Below are 22073 nucleotides of genomic sequence, written 5' to 3'. Positions count from 1 at the left end.
GGGGCGAGTCGTATGCCGAGAGCGGAATCGGAGACGGCGACGGATGCCCAGCCGGGCCGGTTCAGGAAGCGGGCCACTGCACCTCGACGTCGAGCACCCAGGTGATGCCGTATCGATCCTCGAGCATCCCGTAGAGGGGCGCCCACTGGGCGGGCGCCAGTGCGGCGACGACGGTCGCGCCGTCGACGAGCTTCTCCCAGTACGAGGTGATCTCCTCGGCGTCGGCCCCGCGCACGGACACGAAGAACGGGATGACGCCCCGCTCATGCCTCGTGTGCGAGGGCACGTCGTAGGCCATGATGCGGAATCCCGCCTCGGAGACGAGCTGGCCCCACATGACCTGGTCGGCCTCAGCCGGTGCCGAGACGCTGTTCGCGTCTGCGTAGGTGATGACGGCCAGGTGGCCGCCGAAGACGGACTGGTAGAACTCCAGTGCTGCTCGCGCGTCGCCGCGGAAGTTCAGGTGAGGGGTGACGTTGACGGTCACGATGGGCTCCTTGCTGGACGGTGTTGCGCCGGGAGGCCCCGGGCGCACCGTCAGGTTCTCAGGAGAAGCGGTCGGATCACGTCCGCTATTTTCGGTACCTTCGAGACCATGACCACTGCCACGTCGCGGCTCCTGCTGGTGTTGTCGCTGCTGCAGCTCGGGCGCGACTGGCCCGGCCAGGCGCTCGCGGAGCGAGTGGCGGTCAGCCCGCGCACGCTGCGCCGCGACATCGATCACCTGCGCGAGATGGGCTACCGGATCCGGGCGATCAAGGGGCCGCACGGCGGGTATCGGCTCGAGGCCGGTTCCGAGCTGCCGCCGCTCCTGTTCGACGATGAGCAGGCGGTCGCGCTCGCCGTCGCCCTGCAGACGGCGACCGCGTCGGGTGCCGGCATCGGAGAGGCGGCCGCGCGGGCCCTCACCACGGTGCGGCAGGTGCTGCCGGCACGACTGCGTCATCGTCTCGACCAGCTCGAGGTCACGGCGCTCTCCTCCGCGGAGCGCGGTGCCTCGACGGAGGTCGAGCCGGCCGTGCTCCTCGCGCTCAGCGGCGCCGTACGTGCACGCCACGTGCTGCGCTTCGACTACACCACGGATGCCGCGCGGCAGCGTTCCAGGGCGGCGCCCGCCCTGCCGCCGCGCCGTGTGGAGGCTCACCACGTCGTGACGAGGGACGGACGCTGGTATCTCGTCGGCTGGGATCTCGACCGGGGCGACTGGCGCGTCTTCCGCGCCGATCGGATCACTCCGCGCACCCCGACCGGTCCACGGTTCGCTCCTCGCGAGCTGCCCGGGAACGACATCGGCACCTTCCTGTCCGCTCGGTTCAAGGGCTCCGACGGTGCCGATGTCTGGCCGTGCATCGGCGAGGTGGTGCTCGACCTCTCGGCCCGCGAAGTGGCGCCCTTCGCCGCAGACGGCATCGTCGAAGCGATCGCGCCGGGTCGTTGCCGGCTCGTGGCCGGCTCCTGGTCATGGACGGCGCTCGCTGCGGCGTTCGGCCGCTTCGACGCCGACATCGAGGTCATCGGCCCGACGGAGCTCGCGGAGGCCTTCGCTCGCCTCGCCCGCCGGTACGGGCATGCGGCGTCGGGTTCTGGTGGTGCGCGATGCGGCGCCGCCCCGCCCAGGTAGGTCGAAAACACGTTGCGTGAGCAGGGGTTGGCAAGCGTCGTTCTGCAACCGAGATGTGGATGCTGCGAGCAGAACGTCAACCCGTGCCGCCCGATTCATCGGCGAAACGAGCATTTCCACAGCTCCGGGCGCGGCAGGATGGAGGCATGTCCATCCTCATCGATGCCTCAGAACTCGCCGATCGACTCGCCTCGGGGCAGCGCACGGTCGTGCTCGACGTGCGCTGGTCGCTCGCCGCACCCGACGGAACCGAGGCGCACCGCGCAGGGCACATCCCGGGTGCCGTGTACGTCGACCTCGATCACGAGCTCGCCGACCACGGAGTGACCGGCGAGGGGCGGCATCCGCTGCCGTCTGAGGCGACGCTCACGCAGGCGATGCGGCGCTGGGGCGTGCGCGACGGCGACACCGTCGTGGTGACGGACGACCTCGGCAACCAGTCCGCCGCCCGGGCCTGGTGGCTGCTCCGGCACGCGGGTGCCGATGACGTGCGCATGCTCGACGGCGGCCTCGCCGCATGGCGGGCGGCGGGGCATCCGCTCGAGACCGGCGACGTCACGCCCGAGCCGGGCGACGCGACCGCGCACTTCGGCTCGATGCCGGTGATCGACATCGACGCCGCCGCGGCGTTCCCCGAGCGGGGTGTGCTGCTCGACGCCCGGGCCGCCGCGCGGTACCGGGGCGAGGTCGAGCCCATCGATCCGCGCGCCGGGCACATTCCCGGCGCGCACTCGGCGCCGAGCGGCGACAGCCTCGACGCCGACGGGCGGTTCCTGCCGCCCGAGACGCTGCGCGAGCGGTTCGCCGAGCTCGGCATCGACGACGGCACGCCCGTCGCCGCCTACTGCGGTTCGGGCGTCACCGCCGCGCACGAGGTCGCCGCCCTCGCGATCGCGGGCATCGACGCGGCGCTCTACCTCGGTTCGTGGAGTCAGTGGTCGAACGACGACTCCCGCCCCGTCGCGGTCGGACCCGACGCCGGCACGCCGGTCGCGTCGGCGCGGCGCTACTCCACCGGCGCGGCTGCCGCCCGGCGGCCGATGCCGATGAGGGTCGTCACGTCGACCGAGGTCACCGCCCGAACCTCGAGCACCGCGAGGTAGCGTTCGCGCACGCTCGCGACCTCCGCCGCGTCGAGTTCGCCGAGCAGCAACCGGAGCCGTGTGCCGAGCACGAGGGTCCAGGCGAGCTCGGCGGTGAGGTCGAGGTGCCGTTGCACGGCGTGCGCGCGCACGCCGACCAGCCCGAGGCGCGTGAGCCACTGGGCGAGGCTGCCGGCGGTGTCGATCGACTCGAGGCCGGCCGAGAGCACGGGCGCGTCGGCATCGAGCATCGCGCCACCGTCGGGCAGCGCCGCGGCGAGCACCTCGGGCAGCGGGTCGAGCGCGCCGCGCGCCCACACCGTGATCGCGACCCGCCCGCCCGGGCGTGCTCGCTCGATCAGGTGACGGGTGCCGGCTTCGAGATCGTCGAACGACGAGACCCCGAGCACGCACTGCACGAGGTCGTACCCGGTGGGCTCCCAAGTCGTGACATCGGCGACGTGCAGGCGCAGCTGCCGCATCCGCTCGCCTGCTCGCTCGCTGGCGATCGCGACGAGCGGTTCCGAGAGGTCGACCGCGTCGACGACGCCGCCGGGGCCCACGAGTTCGGCCGTCGGCAGTGCAGCTGCGCCATCGCCGCAGCAGGCGTCGAGCACGAGCTCGTCGAACCGCGGATGCGCCCTCGCCACCGCCGCGGTCGAGATCGGATTCCACAGCACCTCGTCGAGCTCGCTGAACGCCGCTGCCATGGCAGCGGATGCTCCAGCGAGATCAGGTTCCCCCAACTTGTCCCCCATTCGCCCATTCTGGCCTCGATCGGCCCGGATCGGGCGGATTCCGGTGGTCGCGGCGGGAATCCGGTGCCGGACTCAGGCAATCGAAAGCAGAACGGTGCACACTGGAACCACACAGCTCACGATCGAATCGAGACGTCCTGCCATGACCCGTGCCCTGCGCCGCGCCGCGCCCATCGCGCTCGCCTCGGCGGCCGCCCTGCTTCTCGCCGGTTGCTCCGGCGGCCCAGACCCCGAGGCATCCGAGACCCCCTCGGCCGCCGCGTGCATGGAGGTGGAGTCCGGCGAACTTAGCGACGGTGTGACGGTCGAGGGCGAGTTCGCGGGTTCGCCGAGCGCCACCTTCACGACCCCGCTCGAAGCCGACGAGCTCGAGCGCACGATCGCGATCGAGGGCGACGGCGACACGACGGCGGCGGGCGACCCGATGAACGTCGTCGTCACCGCGTTCTCGGGCGCGAGCGGCGAGACGCTCTTCTCGCAGCCCACCACGATCAAGGTCGGCGACGAGCAGGTCTTCGAGTCGTTCCGTGCCGGCATCGACTGCGTGCCCGTGGGCTCGCGCACCGTGACCGTCGCGCCCGCGGCGACGCTCTACGGCGACACCGGCAATGAGACCATCGGCGTGGCCGCCGGCGAGACGGTCGTCATCGTCATCGACGTCGTCGAGGAGCAGGAGCCCCTCGAGCCCGCCGAGTGGACCGAAGACGTGCCCGAGGTGAAGTTCGGGGCCGAAGGCGAAGCGCCCACGGTGACCCTGCCCGACACCGAGCCGTCGACCGAGCTGCAGATGAAGGTGCTCGAAGAGGGCGACGGCGCCGAGGTGCAGACCGGCGACAGCGTCACCGTGCAGTACCAGGGCACCAGCTGGAACACCGGCGAGATCTTCGACCAGAGCTACGGCGGCAACCCGGCGACGTTCACGACCGATGGGGTCATCCAGGGCTTCGGTGCTGCACTCGTCGGCCAGAAGGTCGGCACGAAGCTCATCGTGACGATTCCGCCGGAGTACGCGTACGGCACGGATGCCGGGTCGCACGAGCTCGGCGGGCAGACCCTCGTGTTCCTCGTCGAGATCGAGAGCACCGAAGCAGCCGAATAGCGAACTGCTCGAAGGGCCCGACGGCATGCCGTCGGGCCCTTCGTCGTTCCCGGTGCGGCATCCCGCGCGGGCGGGGGAGCAGCGAGCTGGAGGCACGCGTGGAGGGGCCGGCTCAACGCCCCCAGGTCAGCCACGCGATGAGCGCGGTCGCCGCGAGGAAGCACACGACGAACACCGTGTCGCGCGCCCGCCACGGAGACAGGTGCCGCTCGGTGCGCGTGCGGTGGGCGCCGAAGGCGCGGGCGTCCATCGCGAGGGCGACCCGCTCCGCGTGCCGGATCGCCGAGGCGAGCAGCGGCACCGTGTAGCCGAGCGCTCGCCGCACCGCCGCGACGGGACCGCGCCCGGCATCGGTGCCGCGCACCCGGTGGGCGGCCCTGATGATCTCGAGCTCGTGGCCGAACCTCGGCACGAACCGCAGCGCCGCGAGGGCCGTGTAGCCGAGGCGATACGGCACCCGCAGGTTCTGCACCATCGAGCGCACGAACTCGGGCCCGGTCGACGTGACGCCGGCGATGAGCGAGAGCAGCAGGATCGCGAGGATGCGCAGGCCCGTCGCGAGCCCCGTGAGGTAGGCGGCGAGCGTGAAGCTCCAGTCGCCGATCGAGATCAGGGCGATGGATGCCGCGGGCTCGCCCGCCACGCTCGCCGGATCGATCCACACGCCGAACGTCACGCCGAGCACGAGCGCGGCGACGGGAGTGCCGAGGAGCAGCGCTGCGACGGCTCGCCCCGGCAGCCGGGCGCCGACGAGCAGCACCGCGGCCGCGAAGACGGTGAATGCGAGCGGCACCGCGATGCCCCGGCTGAACACGACGAGCACCATGACCGGCAGCGGTGCCGCGAGTTTGGCCAGCGGGTTCAGCGCGTACAGGAAGCGGGCGGGTCGCCGCGCGCGATGCTCGGCGAAGGGGTCGAGGGCGACCGTCGACCCGGTGCCGGTGGCGTTGCCAGTGGTGGGGCCGGTGCTGGTGCCGGTGGCGGGGCCCGCGCCGCCCGCGCCGACCCCGCTCACGAGTCGCCCTTGGAGGAGACGGGCAGCTGCGACATCCGTGTCACCGTGTGCCAGTCGGGGTGGCGCTGCAGTCCGCGGGTCGCCCGGGCGAGGGGCGGATGCCGCAGGCCCGACTGCTCGATGAGGGGGCCGGCGAGCACCTCGCCGGCGGGGCCGACGCCGAGCAGCCGCCCGTCGCCCATGACGGCGATGTGGCTGGCGTAGTCGGCGACGAGCTGCAGGTCGTGGGTGACGACCAGCACCGTGGTGCCGTCGTCGTTGAGGGTGCGCAGCATGTCGAGCAGCTCGGAGGCGCGGGCGCGGTCCTGCCCGAACGTCGGCTCGTCGAGGGCGAGCACCGGCGCACCGGCGATGAGCGCGGTGCCGACGGAGAGGCGTCGCTTCTGGCCGCCCGACAGCAGGAACGGATGCTGGTCGCGCAGCGCCTCGAGTCCGAACCGCCGCAGCATCGCCCCGACTCGCGGCTCGACATCGCCGGCCCCGTGCAGCTGCAGGCTCTGGGCGAGCTCTTCGGCGACCGTCGGCGCGATGAACTGGTGCTCGGGGTTCTGGAAGACGAAGCCGATGCGCCGGGCGCGCTCGCCGGCATCGCAGCGCGCGGGGTCGACGCCGAGCACGTCGACGGTTCCGGGAGGCGCGGGGATCACTCCGGCGAGTGCCTGCAGCAGCGAGGTCTTTCCGGCGCCGTTCGTGCCGACGATCGCGAGGAAGTCGGCTCGCGCCACCTCGAGGTCGACCCCCTCGATCACGACCGGGCCGCGTCGCCCGCCGCGTCGCACCGAGAGCGCCCGTGCCCGGATGGCGTGCTCACCGGCGACGGCGTGCCCGCCGGTGGCGGTGCCGGTCTGGCCGCCGGTCGCGAGTGTCGGCCGCGGCGACAGGGCCGTCGAGCGCACGGGCGAGGATGCGCTGAGCGGCGCCGGCAGGCTCGGCTGGGCGTCGAGCGCCGCGGCGAGCTCGGCGGGCGAGAGGGGGAGCGGCTCGAGCACGACGCCGGCGTCGCGCAGTCGCAGCGCGGCGAGCGTCGACACCGGCAGCCAGACGCCGAGGGCGACGAGCTCGTCGGCGCGGTCGCGCAGGGTCTCGCGGGCGGGGCCGTCGATGACGAGCCGGCCGTCGGCGTCGAGCACGATCACCCGGTCGACGAGGTCGACGGCCGCGTCGAGGTTGTGCTCGACGAGCACCACCGCGTGGTCGCGGTCGCTCGCGAGTTCGCGCAGCACGGCGTAGACCTCGTCGATGCCGGCCGGGTCGAGGTTCGCGGTCGGCTCGTCGAGCACGAGCACGGGCGCCGACATGGCGAGCGCGCACGCGATGGCGAGGCGTTGCCGCCCGCCGCCCGAGAGCGTGTCGGGGTTCTCGGCGCGGCGGTCCCAGAGGCCGACGAGCTTCAGCGCCCGCTCGGCGCGTTCGAGCACCTCGGATGCCTCGACGAGCTGGTTCTCGGGCGCGAAACACACTTCGTCGAGCACCGTGCCGGTGACGATCTGGGCGTCGGGGTCTTGGAAGACCATGCCGACGTGCTCGCTGAGCACGCCGACGGGGTGTTCGCGCGTGTCGAGGCCGGCGATGCGCACGGTGCCCTCGAGCGCCGCGGGCACGGCGTGGGGGACGAGCCCGTCGAGCGCGAGGGTGAGCGTCGACTTGCCGCATCCGCTCGGGCCGAGGATCAGCACGACCTCGCCGCGCGCGACCTCGAACGACACGTCGACCGGCGTGGCCCGTTCAGCGCCCTCGTGGCGGATGCTCACGCGGTCGAGCTCGAGGAGCGGTACGTGGGGCATGGCTGGGCCTGGGCGGAATCATGGTCGGCGGACGGCCCGCGACGCGGCATCCGTAGTGCTGAGGACAGCCTAACCTCGGCCGCTGCGACGCCGCCGTCGGGGTGCGGCGAACCGCGACCCCTCGCCGGTTCGGCAGCGCGGGAATTCCCCGGTCAGCTGCGATGTTGTATCAGTGTTCGGGTGTGGAGCCACCGCACCGGGAGGAGGAGAACGTGGGAATCAGCTATGTCGAGTTCGAGGACGAAGCCGGGATCCTGCGTCGCTACCGCAAGCACGTGAACGGCCGGGGCCTCGTCGCCACGACCGCCAAGGTCGACCCGACCGCGTTCGTCGATCCGACGGCCTATGTCGACCCGGGTGCCGAGGTGCAGCGCGGCGCGCGGATCGGCCCGGGCGGCTGGGTGGAAGGCGAGGCGATCGTCGCCGAGCGCGCCGTCGTGGGCGTGAACGCGCATGTCGGCCGTCGCGCCGTCGTCGGTCGCAATGCCGTCGTCGGCCCGTATGCCACCATCGGGCGCGACGCGAAGGTGCAGAACGGCGCGCGCGTGCCGCGCGAGCACACCATCGCCGACGGCGATGAGTACCGCGCGTCGAGCGACGACCTGCGCCGGCTCGGCCTCGCCGCCTGAGCCGAATCGACTGTCCGGCCGGCAGTACCGGCCGGACGGTGAGCTATTGGCGCGCCATGGCGATGCGCATGCGCTCGTCGGGATCGATCAGGTGGTCGTGGTCATCGTCGCCGAGGTCGATCTGCACCCAGTTGATGCGGCCCGTGAACCTGCTGCTTCGCGGGGTGTAGTCGGGGCTCACTGCGGTACCGGATTCGTACCCCACATCGGTGGTCTCGTCGGCGGAGAAGATCAGCGCCTGGGTGGCGCCGACACGGCCCGTGCCGACGGCGTCGCCGTCGTAGTAGAGCGTGACGTCGCCGCCCTTGCCGAGGCCGCCGCCGTCGTAGGCGAACTCGACGCGCACCTGGTGTGTTCCTGCCGGCACCAGCCGGTCGGCCTCGATGGCGAACTCCTGGATGCCGAGCACGTTGTAGACGAACTTCGCCGCGCCGCCGGTCAGGTAGACGCTCCATCCGCCGAAGCGGCCGCCCTGGGCGATGATGACGCCGTTGGCCCCGCCCTCCGGCACGTCGACTTCAGCGGTGACCGAGAACGACTTGTTCTTGATACTCACCACGCTGTTCTCCGAGAGCCGCCCCATTCCCGGGAAGAACTGCTGCGAGTTCCCGTGGATGAGGGTCGGTCTGCCCGCCAGGTCGGGGTTGAGTCGTTCAGCGGTGCGATCGTCGATCGGCAGCACGTCGTACTTGACCGCCTCGATCAACCAGAGCCGCTGCAGTTCGTGGAGCTTGTCAGGGTGCTCGGCGGCGAGATCGCGCGCCTGGCTGTAGTCGGTGCTGCCGTCGTAGAGCTCCCACACGTCGTCATCGAACGCCGGGATCGTGCCGCCGACCAGCACCCACGGTGTGCGGTGCTTGGTCACCGCGCTCCAGCCCTTGAAGTAGAGACCGCGGTTGCCGAACATCTCGAAGTACTGCAGCTCGTGCCGCTCAGGCGCATCCGGCTCCCTGAAGCTGTAGAGCATGGAGGTGCCCTCCATCGGTGACTGGAGCACGCCGTTGACCATGGTGGGCTCGGGCAGGCCGGCGGCTTCGAGGATGGTGGGGGCGACGTCGATGCAGTGCGTGAACTGGCTGCGCAGCCCGCCCTGCTCCGTGATGCCCGCGGGCCAGTGCACGATGGTGCCGTTGCGGGTGCCGCCCCAGTGCGAGGCGACCTGCTTGGTCCACTGGAACGGGGTGTCCATCGCGTGGGCCCAGCCGACCGCGTAGTGGTTGTACGAGCTCGGCGTGCCGAACTCGTCCATCTTCGAGCGCATGAACTCGGGCGTCTCGAGCGCGGCCATGCCGTTGAAGTTCGCCATCTCGTTGAACGCGCCGTTCAGGGTGCCTTCAGCGGATGCCCCGTTGTCGCCGATGATGTAGTAGATCAGGGTGTTCTCGAGCGCCCCGAGGTCGTCGATCGCGTCGATCACCCGGCCGACGTGGTGGTCGGTGTGCTCGAGGAACCCGGCGTAGACCTCCATCTCACGCTCGAGCACCGGCTTCAGGTCGTCGGGCATGTCGTCCCACGCCGGGATCTCGGCGTGCCGCGCGGTCAGCTCCGCGTCGGCGGGAATGACGCCCATCTCCTTCTGCCGGGCGAAGGTGCGCTCGCGCTGCACGTCCCAGCCGTCGGCGAAGGCGCCCCGGTACTTGTCAGCCCACTCCTTCGGCACATGGTGCGGCGCGTGCGTGGCGCCGGGCGCGAAGTAGACGAAGAACGGCTTATCGGGCATCAACGCCTTCTGGCTGCGGATCCAGCTCACGGCATGGTCGGCGAGGTCTTCGGTCAGGTGGTAGCCCTCCTCGGGCGTCGCCGGCGGCTCGACCGGAGTCGTACCGTTATAGAGCGCGGGATCCCACTGGTTGTTCTCACCGCCGATGAAGCCGTAGAACGTCTCGAAGCCGCCGCCGCCCGACGGCCACGCGTCGAACGGACCCATGGGCGACGCCTGCCACACCGGCACCTCGTGGCACTTGCCGAACTGCGCCGTCGAGTACCCGTTGAGCTTCAACGTCATCGCCAGCGGCGCCTTCGTGTTCGGCCGCAACGAGCTGTTGCCCGGCGCCGACGTCGCACTCTCGGTGATGCTGCCCATGCCGACCGAGTGGTGATTGCGCCCGGTCAGCATCGCCTGCCGGGTCGGCGCACACAACGCGGTGGTGTGGAAGCGGTTGTACTTCAAGCCCCCGGCCGCGAGCTTCTCGGCATTCGGCGTGGCGCAGGGGCCGCCGAACGCGCTCGACGCGCCGAACCCGGTGTCATCGATCAGCACGATCAACACATTCGGTGCGCCCTCGGGCGGCAGCAGCGGCTCGATCGGCGGATACGCCGTGTCGGGATCCTTCGCGTCATAGGTCGTGAGCCCCGGCGCCGGCAGATCCGGAATCGGGAGCATGGAGCGGGCGTGGCGATCTGGATTCATGACATTCCCCCATGTCGGTGCGGGTTCGGCGTCAGTCGATGTCGGTGCGGGTGCGGCGTCAGTCGCCACGGCCGACGAGGTCAGCGGGTGACACCGGGTCACGGTACCGAATCGCATGCGATGCCGAATCACGCAGATCGCATGATGCGAGCCGCGCCTCGTGCGACGACTCTGAGGCTGGCGAGAGGCGCGACACTCGGTCGCCCGGCCACGGATCGGGGTGCGAGATGACGGAGCGGGCAGTGGACGAACTCGGACCGGTCGACTATCTGGTCATCGAGTTCCCCGCCGAGCAGGCGGACTTCACCGGCGAGATCGGCGAGGAACTCGTGCGTCTCGTGGAGGCCGGCACGATCCGGCTCATCGACGCGATCGTGCTGACGAAGGATGACGACGGCTCGGTCGAAGCGGCCGAACTCGCCGACATCGGCGACCTCGGCCCGCTCGTCGAGCTCGAGACCGAACTCGCCGAACTGCTCGCCGCAGAAGACGTGGACCGGCTCGCGAACGCGATGGAGCCGGGCAGCGTCGCCGGCGTGCTCGTGTACGAGAACCTCTGGGCGGCGCCGTTCGCGGCCGCGGCGCGGCGTGCGGGCGGGCAGTTGGTCGCGAGCGGGCGCATCCCCATCCAGGCGATCATCGCCTCGCTCGAGGCCGATGACACCCCCGAGGGAAGAGGAGCATGACATGCCGTTGAGAGCTGCACGAGTGGGACGCGTCGGCGTGGTCGGTGCGCCGGTCGCGCGGGCGGCCGTCGTCGGCGCGGCCGTGCGTCCGGGCCCCGCCCCGGTCGCGAAGGCCGCCGTGGTCGGCGCTGCGATCACGCCCGGCCGCCGCCGCCGCATCTAGCGGCACGTCGACGGCTCCCGCTCCGGCACGACCACCGGAACGAGGGCGCCGATGAGACCTCTCTCGGCGCCCTCGAAGTCGGCGGTGTCGGTGAGTGGAAGGGAGCGGAGCACGACCCCGCGCGCTCCGCTCCCTCCCGACTCAGCGCACGTCGACGAAGACCGGGTTCGCGTAGAACCAGGTGTCCTGCCACGGGTCGCCCTCGCCGTTGCCGTGCCGCAGCGGGCCGGCGGGGTCGACGGCAGCACCGTGGTAGCCGGCGCCATGACGCTTGCCGTCGCTGCCGCGGAATCGCACGTAGAACGGGCGGTCGACGTCTTCGAAGACGTACGTCAGGGTGTAGGTGCCCCCTCGCGTCGTGGTGTCGAACTGCTTGACCACCCGGGTCTCGGGCGCGCGGACGGCGTCGGGATCGGCCGAGGGTCCGGTGACCGGTCCGGCGATGACGTCGACGTGCGCGAGCTGCGGCCGGATGCCGGCGGAGTTCGCGTAGTCCGTCGCCGTGACGGTGATGGTCACCTCGACGTCTTGACCGCGTCGGGCCTCGACCCGTCCGCCGAGCGTCGCGCCGATGCCGGCGGCGTTGCCCCAGCCGTGGCCGTTGCCGTTGCCGCGGCCGCGACCCTTGCCCGGCATGGTGGCCTGCACGCGCACGTCGAAGCCCTGCAGGAGGTGCCCGTGGTCGACCCACATGCGGCCGCGGCGCATCGCCTCGAGCACGCCGCCGTAGCTGCGCGTGGTGACGCCCGTGTGCAGACGCGAGAACTGGCCCGGCCAGAAGTCGCTGCCGCCCTGGGGCACGCCGGTGTCGACGGGGTCGGGGCGCTTGCCGAGCACCGACCACTTGTCGAACTCGCTCGACAGGTTCGAGTACGGTTCACCCGCGGGGTAGGCGCCGATGGCCCAGGTGTCCTTCACGGTGAGGTGGTTGTCGGAGTTCGACGTGATCCAGAAGGGCTTGCCCTCGGCCAGCATCGCGTCCCAGAGGCCGCCGACCGTCGCCGTCGCCCAGTCGAAGCCGCCATACGGGCGGTAGGCGTCGGCGGGGAAGCCCGGCCAGCTGTCGGCGCGAGGCGAGTTGACGTACTCGCCGCGCTGGTCGCCGGGGCTCGTGTTCTGGCTGATCGCGCAGCCCTGCGCACCCGGCGCGCCCTCCATGCCCACCATGATCTCGGGGTCGGCGTCGCGCCAGGCGCGCAGCTCGTGCGGCGAATCGATGCCGAGTCGCAGCGGGTGGTTCGCGAGCACGACGGCGTCTTCGATGACGCCGCTGCGCTTCTGGGCGCCGAGCCAGGCGATGGCCTCGGCGGCGCGGCGCTCCCACTCGGCGGCCTGGGCGGCATTCGCGGGTCGCTCCCAGCGGTTGAGCCTGCCGTCCCACGCCAGTTCGAAGGCGCGCAGCACGCGGGCCGACTCGGGCCCGGGGGCGATGAGCACCGAGCCGTGCTCGGCGGCCGGGATGTACCATTCGAGGCCCTGGAAGATCAGCAGCTGGCGGCTGTCGCGTTCCTGCTGGATCTGCTCGAGCTCCGCGAACACGCCCTTGTCGCCGTGTGCGAAGTTGCTGTGCTCGGTGAAGGCGAGCCAGTCGACGCCGTAGCGCTGGGCGGCATCGAGCTGCTGGGCGACTCGGTACTTCGCGTCGTGGCTGTACTGGGTGTGCACGTGGTGGTCGCCGACCAGCCAGGTGAGCTGGGCGTCATCGCCCTTGTTGCGGCTCGGAACGCTCGCCGTGGCGGCGGGAGCACCGATCACCTCGGCGCTGACGACGGCTCCGGCGGCGAGGGCGATGCCCGCCGTGCGGAGCATGCTGCGGCGTGAGAATCCGAGTCGCGCGAGTTCGGCGTCGGCGTCGTGGGGTTGGGAGCAGTCGGCTCCGGTGTTGTCGCACATGTGGTCGGTCCTTCGGTTGTGGGGGTATTGCCCGTACCGTAGGCACCGCAGATGTCGCACCGGCGAACGCCGGGTTGACGTCGCACAGCACGTGGTGGTCCGTCGCTCGAACGGATCCGAGCGAACGCTACTCGGCGGGCAGCAGCTCGCCCGCGAGCAGCTCGAGTGTCTGCTCCCGACCGGGCGTCGCGTCGGCCGGCTCGCCGTCGTATGAGCCGCTGATCGGCGCGAGCATGACCTCGTCGATGCCGTGGCGAGCGGCGAGCGCGCGCAGCTCGGCGGCGGCGCTCGCGGCATCCGCGATGATCCAGCGTCGCTCCATCGCGGCGATGATCTCGTCGCCGATCGAGTCCGTGGGCGCGGCGAGCGCCTCTTCGACGGTCTCGAGCGGTCGCATCGGCCGGTTGGTGCGGAGCCGTGCCATCGAGTGCAGTTGGGGCAGCGCCCTCGCGCGGGCCTCTTCGACCGTCGGCGCGACCGAGGCGTTGACGGTGAGGAACGTCTCGGGCGCGGGGTGCGCCTCGCTCGGCTGGTACTCGGTGCGGTAGAGCTCGAGCGCCCGCTCGAGGCCGTCGCCCGAGAAGTGGTTGGCGAAGACGTACGGCAGGCCGAGCGAGGCTGCCAGCTTCGCCGAGTAGTCGCTCGAGCCGAGCAGCCAGAGCGTCGGCACCCCCGTCGCCGCGGGCGTGGCCGTGATCGCGTACTCGCGGCCGCTCGTGAGGCGCAGCGATGCGCCGTCGGGGGAGAGCAGCGAGAGGATGTCGGCGATGTGGTCGGGGAAGCGGTCGACGTCGGCCGTCGGTCCGGAGATGCGCAGCAGCTGCGTGATGACGGGATCGCTGCCGGGAGCTCGGCCGATGCCGAGGTCGATGCGGCCGGGCGCGAACGCCTCGAGTGCCGCGAACTGCTCGGCCACGACGAGCGGGGCGTGGTTCGGCAGCATGACCCCGCCCGAGCCGACTCTGATGCGCTCGGTCTTCGCCGCGATCGCGGCGATCAGCACCGGCGGCGTCGTCGACGCGACCGACGGCATGTTGTGGTGCTCGGCGAACCAGTAGCGCGTGAAGCCGAGCCGGTCGGCCACCTGGGCGAGGCGCACGGATGCCGCGAGCGCGCCCGTGCTCGTCTGGCCGCTGCGCACCGGAATGAGGTCGAGCACGGAGAGGCGGGGTGAAGGAGTCATCCCTTTCGGAAACCAGGCAGAGGGGCGCCGTATTCCGGATTCGACATCGCGCGACGATCGGCTGCAAACGTGATCGAGGCGATCGTCGCCCTCGCCCACCCCCTCGGCCCGCCTCTTGGCGAACCATCCCGTCGGCTGAGCTTGGGGGTGTCGCTCGCGCCTCCGTCTTCATAGGCTGGGTGCAGCGACACCGTCGTCGCGCGACCTTGGGGGAGGAACGATGACCGTACATTACGCATTGCCCACTGCGGCAGATTTCACCGTGTTGGCGGGTGCGCATCATCCGGCGATCACGATCTACGCGTCGACCTCTCCGGTCGTGAGCGAGCGGGAGCGTGCCGAGGTCGCGGTGAAGAGCTCGTTCGACGAGGCGATCGAGCTGGTCAAGGCCTCGGGCGCCCCGAACGCCGAACTCGAGGCGCTCCGCCGCGAGCGCGACGCGGTGATCGGCGACCAGCAGCTGTGGGCCGGGCTCGCCCGGTCGATCGCGATCTTCGTCGCGCCCGGCTTCAGCGAGGTGTTCGTGCTGCCGAACCAGCTCGACGACGCCGTGCACGTCGGATCGCACTTCACGCTCGGCCAACTGCTGCGCGCGCCGAGCCAAGACCAGGAGGCCTTCGCCCTCACCCTCTCGGCCAACGAGTGGACGCTGTGGCACGCGACGCCGACCGATCGGGCCGTGCCCCTCGACGTCGACGAGTCGCACGACAAGAGCCTCGACGACGCCATCAACCGCGACCCCGAGAACGACGACAAGCCGCGGGGCGGCAAGCACGGCGATCGCGGGGTCAGCGGCGACGAACGCCGCAAGGGCTTCTCGGAGCTCTACGCGAAACGGGTCGCCGACGCCACCCGCCAGGAACTCATGCGACGCGACCCCGACGACCGCGTGCCGCTCTTCGTCTTCGCCGCCGAGCCGCTGCTCAGCCTCTTCATCGATCGCGTTCGCAACGGCCGCAGGCTCGTTGCGGTCGCCGGGGCCCCCGACCGGCTCGGTGCGGCCGAGATCGACGAGGCGCTGCGCGAACAGCTCGGCCGGCTCAACATCGACGAGGCCGACGGAGCCTTGCGCGAACTCACCGAGGGCACCGCGGGCCGCGTCGAACGCGATCTCGCGGCGATCGCCCGCGAGGCGGCCGACGGCGCGGTCGAGGTGTTCTGGTTCGACTTCACGACGTCGGTGAACGGCACGCTCGACCGTGAGTCGGGCGCGATCGAGTTCGCGAGCGGGCACGGCGCCGAGGAGCGGCTCAGCGACGGGACGCACGCCGGCGACCTGCTGCCGCAGCTCGCGCTGCTCGTCATGTCGAAGGGCGGCAAGGTCGTCACGGTGCGCAGCGCCGATCTCGACGGCACCGTCTGGTCGGGGCCGGCGATGGCCGAACTCCGCTTCGCGCTGGCGTAGCGGCCGGCGCCCGGTTGCCGAACTCCGCTACGCCCACGCCGGCTGCCGACCGGCGCCCGGCCGGGCGCCCACGCCGGCGCTCAGCGCATCGAGCCGACGCGGTCGCGCAGGGGAATCACGAAGCCCTCGCGTCCCTGCAACCGCACGACGATCCGCTGCGCGCGGGAGTCCTCGATGATCGCCTCGATGGGCGTCTGGGTGCGCACTCGGGCTCGTTCGCCGCGTGGCGGCGTCTCGCGGATCTCGAGCCAGAGGCTCTCGGGGTGCGGCACGACGCCCGGGTTGGCGGCGACGAGGCCGAGCCTCCAGCCGGCGCTCGGGCAGCGTCCCCATCCCGTGACCTGGATGATCCGGATCCCGCCGCCCTCGCTGACGCGCGCCTCGAAGTCCGAAGCGGAGTATTCACAGGACGGCTGGTCGCTCATTCGGGTGAAGATACGCGCTCGGGCGCGAGTCTGCGTCAGGGGTGACACTGAGAGTCGGCGCGCACGGGAACGCCTCGGCCCGCCCATAGGCTGATCGCATGCGATTCGGAATGTTCGTTCCACAGGGCTGGCGTCACGACCTCGTCGGCATCGAGCCGGCCGAGCACTGGCAGACGATGCGCTCGCTCGCCGAGCACGCCGATGCGCCCGACTCGCCGTGGGAATCGATCTGGGTCTACGACCACTTCCACACCGTGCCCACCCCCTCGTCAACCGAGGCGACCCACGAGGCGTGGAGCCTGATGGCGGCCTACGCCGCCTCGACCACGCGCGTGCGGCTCGGCCAGATGTGCACGTGCATGGGCTACCGCAATCCCGCCTACCTCGCCAAGGTCGCGGCGACCGTCGACATCGTGTCGGGCGGCCGCCTCGAGATGGGCATCGGCGGCGGCTGGTACGAGCACGAGTGGCGCGCCTACGGCTACGGGTTCCCGTCGATCCCCGAGCGCCTCGGGCGGCTGCGCGAGGGCGTCGAGATCATGCACCAGGCCTGGTCCACCGGTTCGGCGACGCTCGACGGCGCGTACTACCAGGTCGACGGGGCCGTCGTGCAGCCCCAACCGGTGCAGCCGGGCGGCATCCCCTTCTGGATCGCCGGCGGCGGCGAGAAGGTGACCCTCCGCATCGCGGCGAAGTACGCCTCGTACACGAACTTCACCGGTACCCCCGAGGAGTTCACCCACAAGAGCGAGGTGCTGCGCGCGCACTGCGAGAACCTCGGCACCGACTTCGAGGCGATCACGCGTTCGTCGAACTTCAACACGGTCGTCGGTGTCGACGAGGCGGATGTCGCGCGGCGCCTCGACGTCATCGAGGCGCGGGTCGCGCCGTTCCTCGGTCCCGAGAAGACCGCCGCGTACCTCGCCGACTTCCACGCACCGAACGCGGCCGTCGGCACCCCCTCGCAGGTCGTCGCGAAGCTCGCCGAGCGACGCGAGCTCGGTCTCGGCTACGCGATCCACTACTTCCCCGAGGCGGCCTACGACCGTTCGGGGCTCGAGCTCTTCGCGGCGGAGGTCATTCCCGCGCTGCGGTAGTCGCGGTGCGAGTGCTGCCAACCGATCGCGCGCCGGGTGACGCCGGCGTGCTGCCTATGCGGCGACGGCCTCGTCGAGCTTCGCCGCGAGTTCTGCATCGCTCGGCTCGGTGAAGTGCGTGCCGTCGGGAAAGACCACCACCGGGATCTGCGTGCGGCCGCTGATCGCCTTGGCGCGGTCGGCGCCGTCGATCACGGTCTCGAGGTCGACGTAGTCGTAGTCGACGCCGCGGCGGTCGAGCAGCGCCTTCGAGCGGCGGCAGTCGATGCACCACTCGGCGCCGTACATCGTGACGCGGGCAGGGTTCAGGTCGGATGCAGGGGTTGTCATATGAAGAACCTACGTGCATACCCTGTGCAGTATTCCCAGGGTCGTTCCCTCGGCCTCGTGTCGAAGCTCAGCGGCTGACGAGCGCGCCCGGCGGGCTGGCCGCCGAGGCGACGGCCGGTGCGCCGACGAGCCGGATGAACGCGCTGAGCTGCGCCACGCCCTCGGGCGTGTAGGGCAGCGCGTCGAGCAGCCCCGGCGAGTAGAGCAGGTATGCCGCCCACTTCGCCCGTGAGATCGCCACGTTCAGGCGGTTCTTGAGCAGCAGGAACTCGACGCCGCGGGGTGCCGCCGCCGCCGATGACGCCGCGAGCGAGACGATCGCGACCACGGCCTCCTGCCCCTGGAACTTGTCGACGGTGCCGACGGGCACCTCGGTGAGCCCGGCGGCGTCGAGCGCTGCGCGCACGACGGTGAGCTGCGCGTTGTACGGCGTCACGACGATGAGGTCGCGCTGCGCGAGCGGCCGTGAGCGAGCAGATGCCGCGGCATCCGTCGACCCGGCGGACTCCACCCAGTCGCGCCCGAGCAGCGAGATCGCCAGGTCGACGACGGCCAGCGCCTCTTCGGGTGACGAAGTCGTGTTTCCCTCGTGCTCGATCGGCAGCGCGGTGAGCCCGGGTGCGACGCCGTCGAGCGCGCGCTGCGAGGCCACCGGGTGGGAATGCAGTTCGCCCTCGTACGAGAGGCGCGACACCGGGCGGGCGATCGCGGGGTGCATGCGACGACTCTCGGCGAGGAAGTAGCCGAACTCGGCCGGCAGCACGTCGTGGCCGTCGGTGATCCAGCCGAGGGCCGAGGTGTCGATGGGCTCGGGGTGGTTGCCCTGGCTCACCTGCGGCAGCTGCTGCGGATCGCCGAGCAGCAGCAGGTTGCGCGCGCCGACCGATGCGGCGATCGTCGAGGCGAGCGAGAACTGCCCGGCCTCGTCGATGACGAGCAGGTCGAGCGAACCGCGTGGCACCCGGCTCTCGTTCGAGAAGTCCCAGGCGGTGCCGCCGATCACGTAGCCCGAAGACTGGTGCGCGGCGGTGTAGTCGGCCACGCCGTTCTTCGCGATGAGGGTGTACTCGTGGTCGCCGGGCTCTTTCGGGTCTTTCGGTGCCTTCGCGACGAGCTCGGGGTCGAGGCGGGCCGCTACGACGGCGTCGAGCACGTTCTCGACCACGGCGTGCGACTGGGCGACGACGCCGATCTTCCAGGCGTGCCGGCTCACGAGTTCGGTGATGACGTGCGAGGCGAGATAGGTCTTGCCGGTGCCGGGCGGGCCCTGCACCGCGAGGTAGGAGTCGTCGAGGTCGCGGAGCGACGCGGTGACGGCCGCGACGTAGTCGTGGTCGGGCCCGAGCGGCATGAGTCCGCTGCCGCTGCGGGTGCGCGGCGGGATGCGTCGCAGCACGTCGACGGCGGGGTTCGCCGGCCAGCGCGGGAAGGCGCGGTCGACGCGCTGTGCCCACTCGAGGATCGCGCCCTGCTGTCGCCCGGCCTGCGGCGGCATGCCCGGCGCGATGGCGAAGGGCAGCTCGTGCCAGGTGACACCGGCGACCGCGGTCTCTTCGATGAGCACCCCGTCGTCGAGCACCTCGAGCACCCGCACCGAATGCCACGCACGCGACCCCGGCCGCAGCGAGTTGCTCGGAAACGGCGCCGGCGGTTCGTAGAGTGCGATCGGCTCGCCGCCGACGCCGAAGCGCGACCCGGGCGCGATGCGGCCGCGCAGCAGCACGTGCCGTCGGTCGACGCGATGGTGGTCTTCGCGGTACCAGCGCTGCACCACGGCGGATGCCGCGGGGTCGACCACGAGCACGTCGCGGTGGTCTTCCCACGCCTCGAGCGGCTGCTCGATGCGGAAGTAGTGCGACCACCAGAAGCTCTTCGCCTCACGGTCGTGGTAGTCGATGGCGGCCGCAGCGAGCGCCAGGGCGGTGTGGTCGGCGTCGCGGTCGGGATCGTCGGGCGGGCCGGCGACGGCCTGCAGGTGGCGCGCGAGCGGCGTGGGCTCGTAGATCTTGCCCGCGGCCTTCGCCGCCTCGACGATGAGGGACTCGGGCACGGGTTCGACGCCGGCGCTCCGGGCGAGGCCGAGCAGCCAGTCGCGCAGTCGCAGTGTCGAGACGCAGTCGTAGCGGTTGTAGTCGGCGAGGTCGTCGAGCACGTGCTGCGCGGCCGCGGTGCCGGAGAGGCCGGTGACGGGATCGGTCTCGCCGGTGGCCGCGAGCTCACGGGCCCGCACGTACTCGAGGATCGAGTCGCCGCCCGACTTCACATCGGCCTCGCGCAGCTCGGTGCCCATGTAGAGCGGTTCGAGCTTCTTGATCGAGTACGAGCGGCTGCCGACGCGCACCGCGCGCTTCACGATCGGGTAGAGGTCGACGAAGACGCCGTCGGAGAGCAACTGGTCGACCGCGGCTTCGCCGACGCCGTGCCGGGCGGCCATCGCGAGCAGGTGCGTGCGCTCGTAGCTCGCGTAGTGGTAGATGTGCATGTTCGGATGGGCGGCCCGGCGCAGTGCCACGAGGTCGAGGAAGCGCTCGAGCGCCACCCGCTCTTCGGCGAATGAGTGCGCCCAGAGCGGCGTGAACTGCTCGGCGGTGTCGACCATGCCGAAGAGGTAGTCGAGGCCCCAGTCTTCGGCGGCGCCCTCGGTGTAGAGCGGGTCGCCCTCGAAGTCGAAGAAGAGGTCGCCGGCGTCGGGCTCGGGGATCGCGGCGAGCGACGCGGCGTCGCGCACGACGACCGGCGGGGGCAGCGGCGGGTCGTCGGGCGACCGGAGCCCCGAGGCATCCGCCGCCGCCTCGGCCGCTTCGGCCTCGAGCTGCAGACGCGCCTGCATCCGCAGGTTGTCGATCGTGGCGTCGAGCACGCCGGGCACCGGGCCGACGGATGCCGCGAGCGCGTCGATCGTCGTGATGCCCGCCTCGAAGAGGGCGGCGCGCTGGGTGACCCGCAGCCCGGCGACGAGCAGCACGTCGCGGTGACCCTGCACCTCGAGGTCGCACGTCGGGCATCGCCCGTCGAGGGAGTACCGCGGATCGCCCCACTCGACCGGGCCCGCCTCGGCGAGCCGCTCGGCGACGATCAGCTCGAGCCGCTCGCGGCGCAGCCGGTAGACGGGTGCGATGTCGTCGAGACGGTGCACGCTCGTCGAACCGTCGCCGAGCAGCAGCTCGACGGTGTCGGCGCAGGGCACGCCCATGCGCTGCAGCTGCTCGGCGTACGCGGCGAGCTGGAGCAGTGCCGTGACCCGAGCTCGGCGCGCGAGCTTGGAGTCTTGCACGAGGTAGCGGCCGTCGGGCTGGCGCACGATGAAGTCGGCGAAGCCGATGAAGCCCTCGTCGGCGAACGTCGCCTGGAAGACGACCGGCGCCCCCGCCGTGAAGGCCGCTTGCGTGGCCTCGACCGCCGCCGCGACCGCGGCCTGGTCGCGCACATCGGGGCGCTCGATCTCGACGACGCCGTCGCCGAGCGCCGCGCGGTACGCCTCGAGCACACGGTGCTCGTGCGCGTCGCCCATGCGGCCCGAGCGCTCGAGCATCGCGTCTTCGGGGTCGGGCACGCGCTCGATGCGGCCGAGTTTCGCGTCGAGCGCACGCAGGAAGGCGAACTCGCACTCGGACGCCTTCTTCAGATCGCTCGCGCTCGTGACGACCGAACCGTCGACCAGATACATCCGGGCCCCTTTCGCCGTCTGGCTCTCACCGTAGCGGCGGCCGCCGACATCGAGGTGCGCGACGTCTCAGTCGGCGGCTGTCGCGGCGAGCGCCCCGCGGCGCAGCCCGAGCATGCCCTCGACGGCGTGGTTCAGGCGTGAGCCGCGGTGGCCGGAGTCCTCCCAGTGCACGAGCGCGTGCGCATTCAGCCCGTCGATCATGCCGAGCAGTTGCCAGGCGACGGATGCCGCGTCATCCGTTTCGAACTCGCCCGCCGCGACCCCGTCGTCGACGATGTTGCGGATGACCCTTCGCCACGCGTCCATCTGCTCGCGCACGCTCGCCGCGAGGGCGTCGTTGCGCCGGCCGAGCACCCACGACTCGACCCATACGACCGTGACGTCGTCGCGGGTGCCGTCGAGCAGGGTCTCGAGCAGGGCGGCGAGCCGGGCGCGCTGCGTCGACTGCGCGGCGAGCAGGGCGACGACCTCGTCGATCTCCGCTCCCACGATGGCGTCGAACGTCGCGGCGACGAGCGCCTCCATGCTCGGCTGGTAGTGGGCGACGAGTGCCGGCGCCACGTCGATGCGGGCGGCGACGGCCCGCAGCGTGATGGCCGACAGGCCCTCGTCGAGCGCGAGCGACCGCGCGGCATCCGCGATCTCGGTGGAACGCTCTGCCGGGCTCTTGCGCTCGGTCTTCTTGCGCTCGGTCGTGCGCTCGGCCGGGGCCGAATCGCCTGTGCGCTCGGTCTTCTTGCGCTCGGTCGTGCGCTCGGGTCTTGACATGGTGTGCCCAGTCTATGTAGTTTCGGCAGTGTTGTTGATCACCCGATCAATAAAAAGA

19 protein-coding genes are annotated in these 22073 nt (G+C 71.4%); 8 read left to right on the top strand and 11 right to left on the bottom strand.

The features are described 5' to 3' along the window. Positions 1-61: 61 nt before the first annotated feature. A complete protein-coding gene (locus tag DCE93_RS12780; RefSeq protein ID WP_108596212.1) occupies positions 62-487 on the bottom strand; it encodes a VOC family protein in 426 nt (141 codons plus the stop codon). 108 nt (positions 488-595) lie between these two features. Here DCE93_RS12780 and DCE93_RS12775 point away from each other — a divergent pair, with 108 nt between their 5' ends. Next, positions 596-1621, top strand: a complete 1026-nt coding sequence (locus DCE93_RS12775) for a helix-turn-helix transcriptional regulator (RefSeq protein ID WP_108596211.1) — start codon at positions 596-598, stop codon at positions 1619-1621. A 146-nt stretch (positions 1622-1767) separates the two neighbouring features. Beyond that, on the top strand, positions 1768-2724 hold the full coding sequence (locus tag DCE93_RS12770) for a sulfurtransferase (RefSeq protein ID WP_108596210.1): 957 nt from the start codon (positions 1768-1770) through the stop codon (positions 2722-2724). Here DCE93_RS12770 and DCE93_RS12765 read toward each other — a convergent pair. Further along, positions 2628-3413, bottom strand: a complete 786-nt coding sequence (locus DCE93_RS12765; RefSeq protein WP_168186227.1) for a class I SAM-dependent methyltransferase — start codon at positions 3411-3413, stop codon at positions 2628-2630. The two genes, DCE93_RS12770 and DCE93_RS12765, sit on opposite strands and share 97 nt — an antisense overlap. Positions 3414-3603: 190 nt before the next feature. On the opposite strand from DCE93_RS12765, the gene DCE93_RS12760 reads away from it, so the two are divergent. Then, on the top strand, positions 3604-4560 hold the full coding sequence (locus DCE93_RS12760; protein ID WP_133411784.1) for an FKBP-type peptidyl-prolyl cis-trans isomerase: 957 nt from the start codon (positions 3604-3606) through the stop codon (positions 4558-4560). A 112-nt stretch (positions 4561-4672) separates the two neighbouring features. Here the strand turns inward: DCE93_RS12760 and DCE93_RS12755 are convergent, their stop codons facing one another. Both DCE93_RS12755 and DCE93_RS12750 read right to left on the bottom strand, forming a co-directional pair. Continuing rightward, positions 4673-5575 (bottom strand): energy-coupling factor transporter transmembrane component T family protein, encoded by a 903-nt coding sequence (locus DCE93_RS12755; RefSeq protein WP_108596208.1) that lies wholly within the window; start codon positions 5573-5575, stop codon positions 4673-4675. Then, complete coding sequence (locus tag DCE93_RS12750) at positions 5572-7359, bottom strand: ABC transporter ATP-binding protein (protein ID WP_108596207.1); 1788 nt, start codon at positions 7357-7359, stop codon at positions 5572-5574. The genes DCE93_RS12755 and DCE93_RS12750 overlap by 4 nt, the downstream gene beginning before the upstream one ends. 212 nt (positions 7360-7571) lie before the next feature. Between DCE93_RS12750 and DCE93_RS12745 the strand changes: the two genes are divergently transcribed. Beyond that, positions 7572-7988 (top strand): transferase, encoded by a 417-nt coding sequence (locus tag DCE93_RS12745; protein ID WP_168186226.1) that lies wholly within the window; start codon positions 7572-7574, stop codon positions 7986-7988. 43 nt (positions 7989-8031) lie between these two features. On the opposite strand, the gene DCE93_RS12740 is transcribed toward DCE93_RS12745, so the two are convergent. Beyond that, positions 8032-10398, bottom strand: coding sequence for an arylsulfatase (locus DCE93_RS12740; RefSeq protein ID WP_108596205.1), 2367 nt, complete (start codon positions 10396-10398; stop codon positions 8032-8034). 242 nt (positions 10399-10640) lie between these two features. Between DCE93_RS12740 and DCE93_RS12735 the strand changes: the two genes are divergently transcribed. Both DCE93_RS12735 and DCE93_RS14660 read left to right on the top strand, forming a co-directional pair. Continuing rightward, the gene (locus DCE93_RS12735; protein WP_235825148.1) at positions 10641-11084 is read left to right on the top strand and encodes a DUF6325 family protein; all 444 of its coding nucleotides are present in this window, start codon (positions 10641-10643) and stop codon (positions 11082-11084) included. Position 11085: 1 nt separating this feature from the next. Beyond that, on the top strand, positions 11086-11247 hold the full coding sequence (locus tag DCE93_RS14660; RefSeq protein WP_165906030.1) for a hypothetical protein: 162 nt from the start codon (positions 11086-11088) through the stop codon (positions 11245-11247). A gap of 141 nt (positions 11248-11388) precedes the next feature. Here DCE93_RS14660 and DCE93_RS12730 read toward each other — a convergent pair whose 3' ends face one another. Both DCE93_RS12730 and DCE93_RS12725 read right to left on the bottom strand, forming a co-directional pair. Further along, a complete protein-coding gene (locus DCE93_RS12730) occupies positions 11389-13140 on the bottom strand; it encodes a PHP domain-containing protein (protein ID WP_108596203.1) in 1752 nt (583 codons plus the stop codon). A 127-nt stretch (positions 13141-13267) separates the two neighbouring features. Further along, complete coding sequence (locus tag DCE93_RS12725) at positions 13268-14323, bottom strand: LLM class flavin-dependent oxidoreductase (protein ID WP_108596202.1); 1056 nt, start codon at positions 14321-14323, stop codon at positions 13268-13270. A 220-nt stretch (positions 14324-14543) separates the two neighbouring features. Between DCE93_RS12725 and DCE93_RS12720 the strand changes: the two genes are divergently transcribed. Further along, entirely contained in the window at positions 14544-15728 is a 1185-nt protein-coding gene (locus tag DCE93_RS12720) for a baeRF11 domain-containing protein (RefSeq protein ID WP_146185005.1), read from the top strand. Between the two features lie 80 nt (positions 15729-15808). Here DCE93_RS12720 and DCE93_RS12715 read toward each other — a convergent pair whose 3' ends face one another. Beyond that, a complete protein-coding gene (locus DCE93_RS12715) occupies positions 15809-16153 on the bottom strand; it encodes a hypothetical protein (protein WP_108596200.1) in 345 nt (114 codons plus the stop codon). A 98-nt stretch (positions 16154-16251) separates the two neighbouring features. Between DCE93_RS12715 and DCE93_RS12710 the strand changes: the two genes are divergently transcribed. After that, complete coding sequence (locus DCE93_RS12710; protein WP_108596199.1) at positions 16252-17250, top strand: LLM class F420-dependent oxidoreductase; 999 nt, start codon at positions 16252-16254, stop codon at positions 17248-17250. A 54-nt stretch (positions 17251-17304) separates the two neighbouring features. Here DCE93_RS12710 and DCE93_RS12705 read toward each other — a convergent pair whose 3' ends face one another. The 3 genes from DCE93_RS12705 to DCE93_RS12695 form a co-directional block, all read right to left on the bottom strand. Further along, positions 17305-17580: a glutaredoxin family protein gene (locus DCE93_RS12705; RefSeq protein ID WP_108596198.1), complete on the bottom strand. Its 276-nt coding sequence runs from the start codon at positions 17578-17580 to the stop codon at positions 17305-17307. Between the two features lie 67 nt (positions 17581-17647). Next, positions 17648-21247: a TM0106 family RecB-like putative nuclease gene (locus tag DCE93_RS12700; RefSeq protein ID WP_108596197.1), complete on the bottom strand. Its 3600-nt coding sequence runs from the start codon at positions 21245-21247 to the stop codon at positions 17648-17650. Positions 21248-21313: 66 nt separating this feature from the next. After that, positions 21314-22015 (bottom strand): TetR/AcrR family transcriptional regulator, encoded by a 702-nt coding sequence (locus DCE93_RS12695; protein ID WP_108596196.1) that lies wholly within the window; start codon positions 22013-22015, stop codon positions 21314-21316. Positions 22016-22073: the final 58 nt, after the last annotated feature.

Source organism: Agromyces badenianii (assembly GCF_003070885.1).
In the GTDB taxonomy this organism is placed as follows: Bacteria; Actinomycetota; Actinomycetes; order Actinomycetales; family Microbacteriaceae; genus Agromyces; species Agromyces badenianii.
Note: the sequence above shows the minus strand (reverse complement) of the source record. Positions and strands in the feature narration are given on the sequence as shown.

What these genes read in the sequence shown, in the direction of transcription:
- DCE93_RS12715 (WP_108596200.1), bottom strand. Translation starts at nt 16,153, where the DNA reads ATGAGCGACCAGCCGTCCTGTGAATACTCCGCTTCGGACTTCGAGGCG.
- DCE93_RS12695 (WP_108596196.1), bottom strand. Translation starts at nt 22,015, where the DNA reads ATGTCAAGACCCGAGCGCACGACCGAGCGCAAGAAGACCGAGCGCACA.
- DCE93_RS12725 (WP_108596202.1), bottom strand. Translation starts at nt 14,323, where the DNA reads ATGACTCCTTCACCCCGCCTCTCCGTGCTCGACCTCATTCCGGTGCGC.
- DCE93_RS12720 (WP_146185005.1), top strand. Translation starts at nt 14,544, where the DNA reads ATGACCGTACATTACGCATTGCCCACTGCGGCAGATTTCACCGTGTTG.
- DCE93_RS12700 (WP_108596197.1), bottom strand. Translation starts at nt 21,247, where the DNA reads ATGTATCTGGTCGACGGTTCGGTCGTCACGAGCGCGAGCGATCTGAAG.
- DCE93_RS12765 (WP_168186227.1), bottom strand. Translation starts at nt 3,413, where the DNA reads ATGGCAGCGGCGTTCAGCGAGCTCGACGAGGTGCTGTGGAATCCGATC.
- DCE93_RS12710 (WP_108596199.1), top strand. Translation starts at nt 16,252, where the DNA reads ATGCGATTCGGAATGTTCGTTCCACAGGGCTGGCGTCACGACCTCGTC.
- DCE93_RS12770 (WP_108596210.1), top strand. Translation starts at nt 1,768, where the DNA reads ATGTCCATCCTCATCGATGCCTCAGAACTCGCCGATCGACTCGCCTCG.
- DCE93_RS12775 (WP_108596211.1), top strand. Translation starts at nt 596, where the DNA reads ATGACCACTGCCACGTCGCGGCTCCTGCTGGTGTTGTCGCTGCTGCAG.
- DCE93_RS12760 (WP_133411784.1), top strand. Translation starts at nt 3,604, where the DNA reads ATGACCCGTGCCCTGCGCCGCGCCGCGCCCATCGCGCTCGCCTCGGCG.
- DCE93_RS14660 (WP_165906030.1), top strand. Translation starts at nt 11,086, where the DNA reads ATGCCGTTGAGAGCTGCACGAGTGGGACGCGTCGGCGTGGTCGGTGCG.
- DCE93_RS12740 (WP_108596205.1), bottom strand. Translation starts at nt 10,398, where the DNA reads ATGAATCCAGATCGCCACGCCCGCTCCATGCTCCCGATTCCGGATCTG.
- DCE93_RS12705 (WP_108596198.1), bottom strand. Translation starts at nt 17,580, where the DNA reads ATGACAACCCCTGCATCCGACCTGAACCCTGCCCGCGTCACGATGTAC.
- DCE93_RS12730 (WP_108596203.1), bottom strand. Translation starts at nt 13,140, where the DNA reads ATGTGCGACAACACCGGAGCCGACTGCTCCCAACCCCACGACGCCGAC.
- DCE93_RS12750 (WP_108596207.1), bottom strand. Translation starts at nt 7,359, where the DNA reads ATGCCCCACGTACCGCTCCTCGAGCTCGACCGCGTGAGCATCCGCCAC.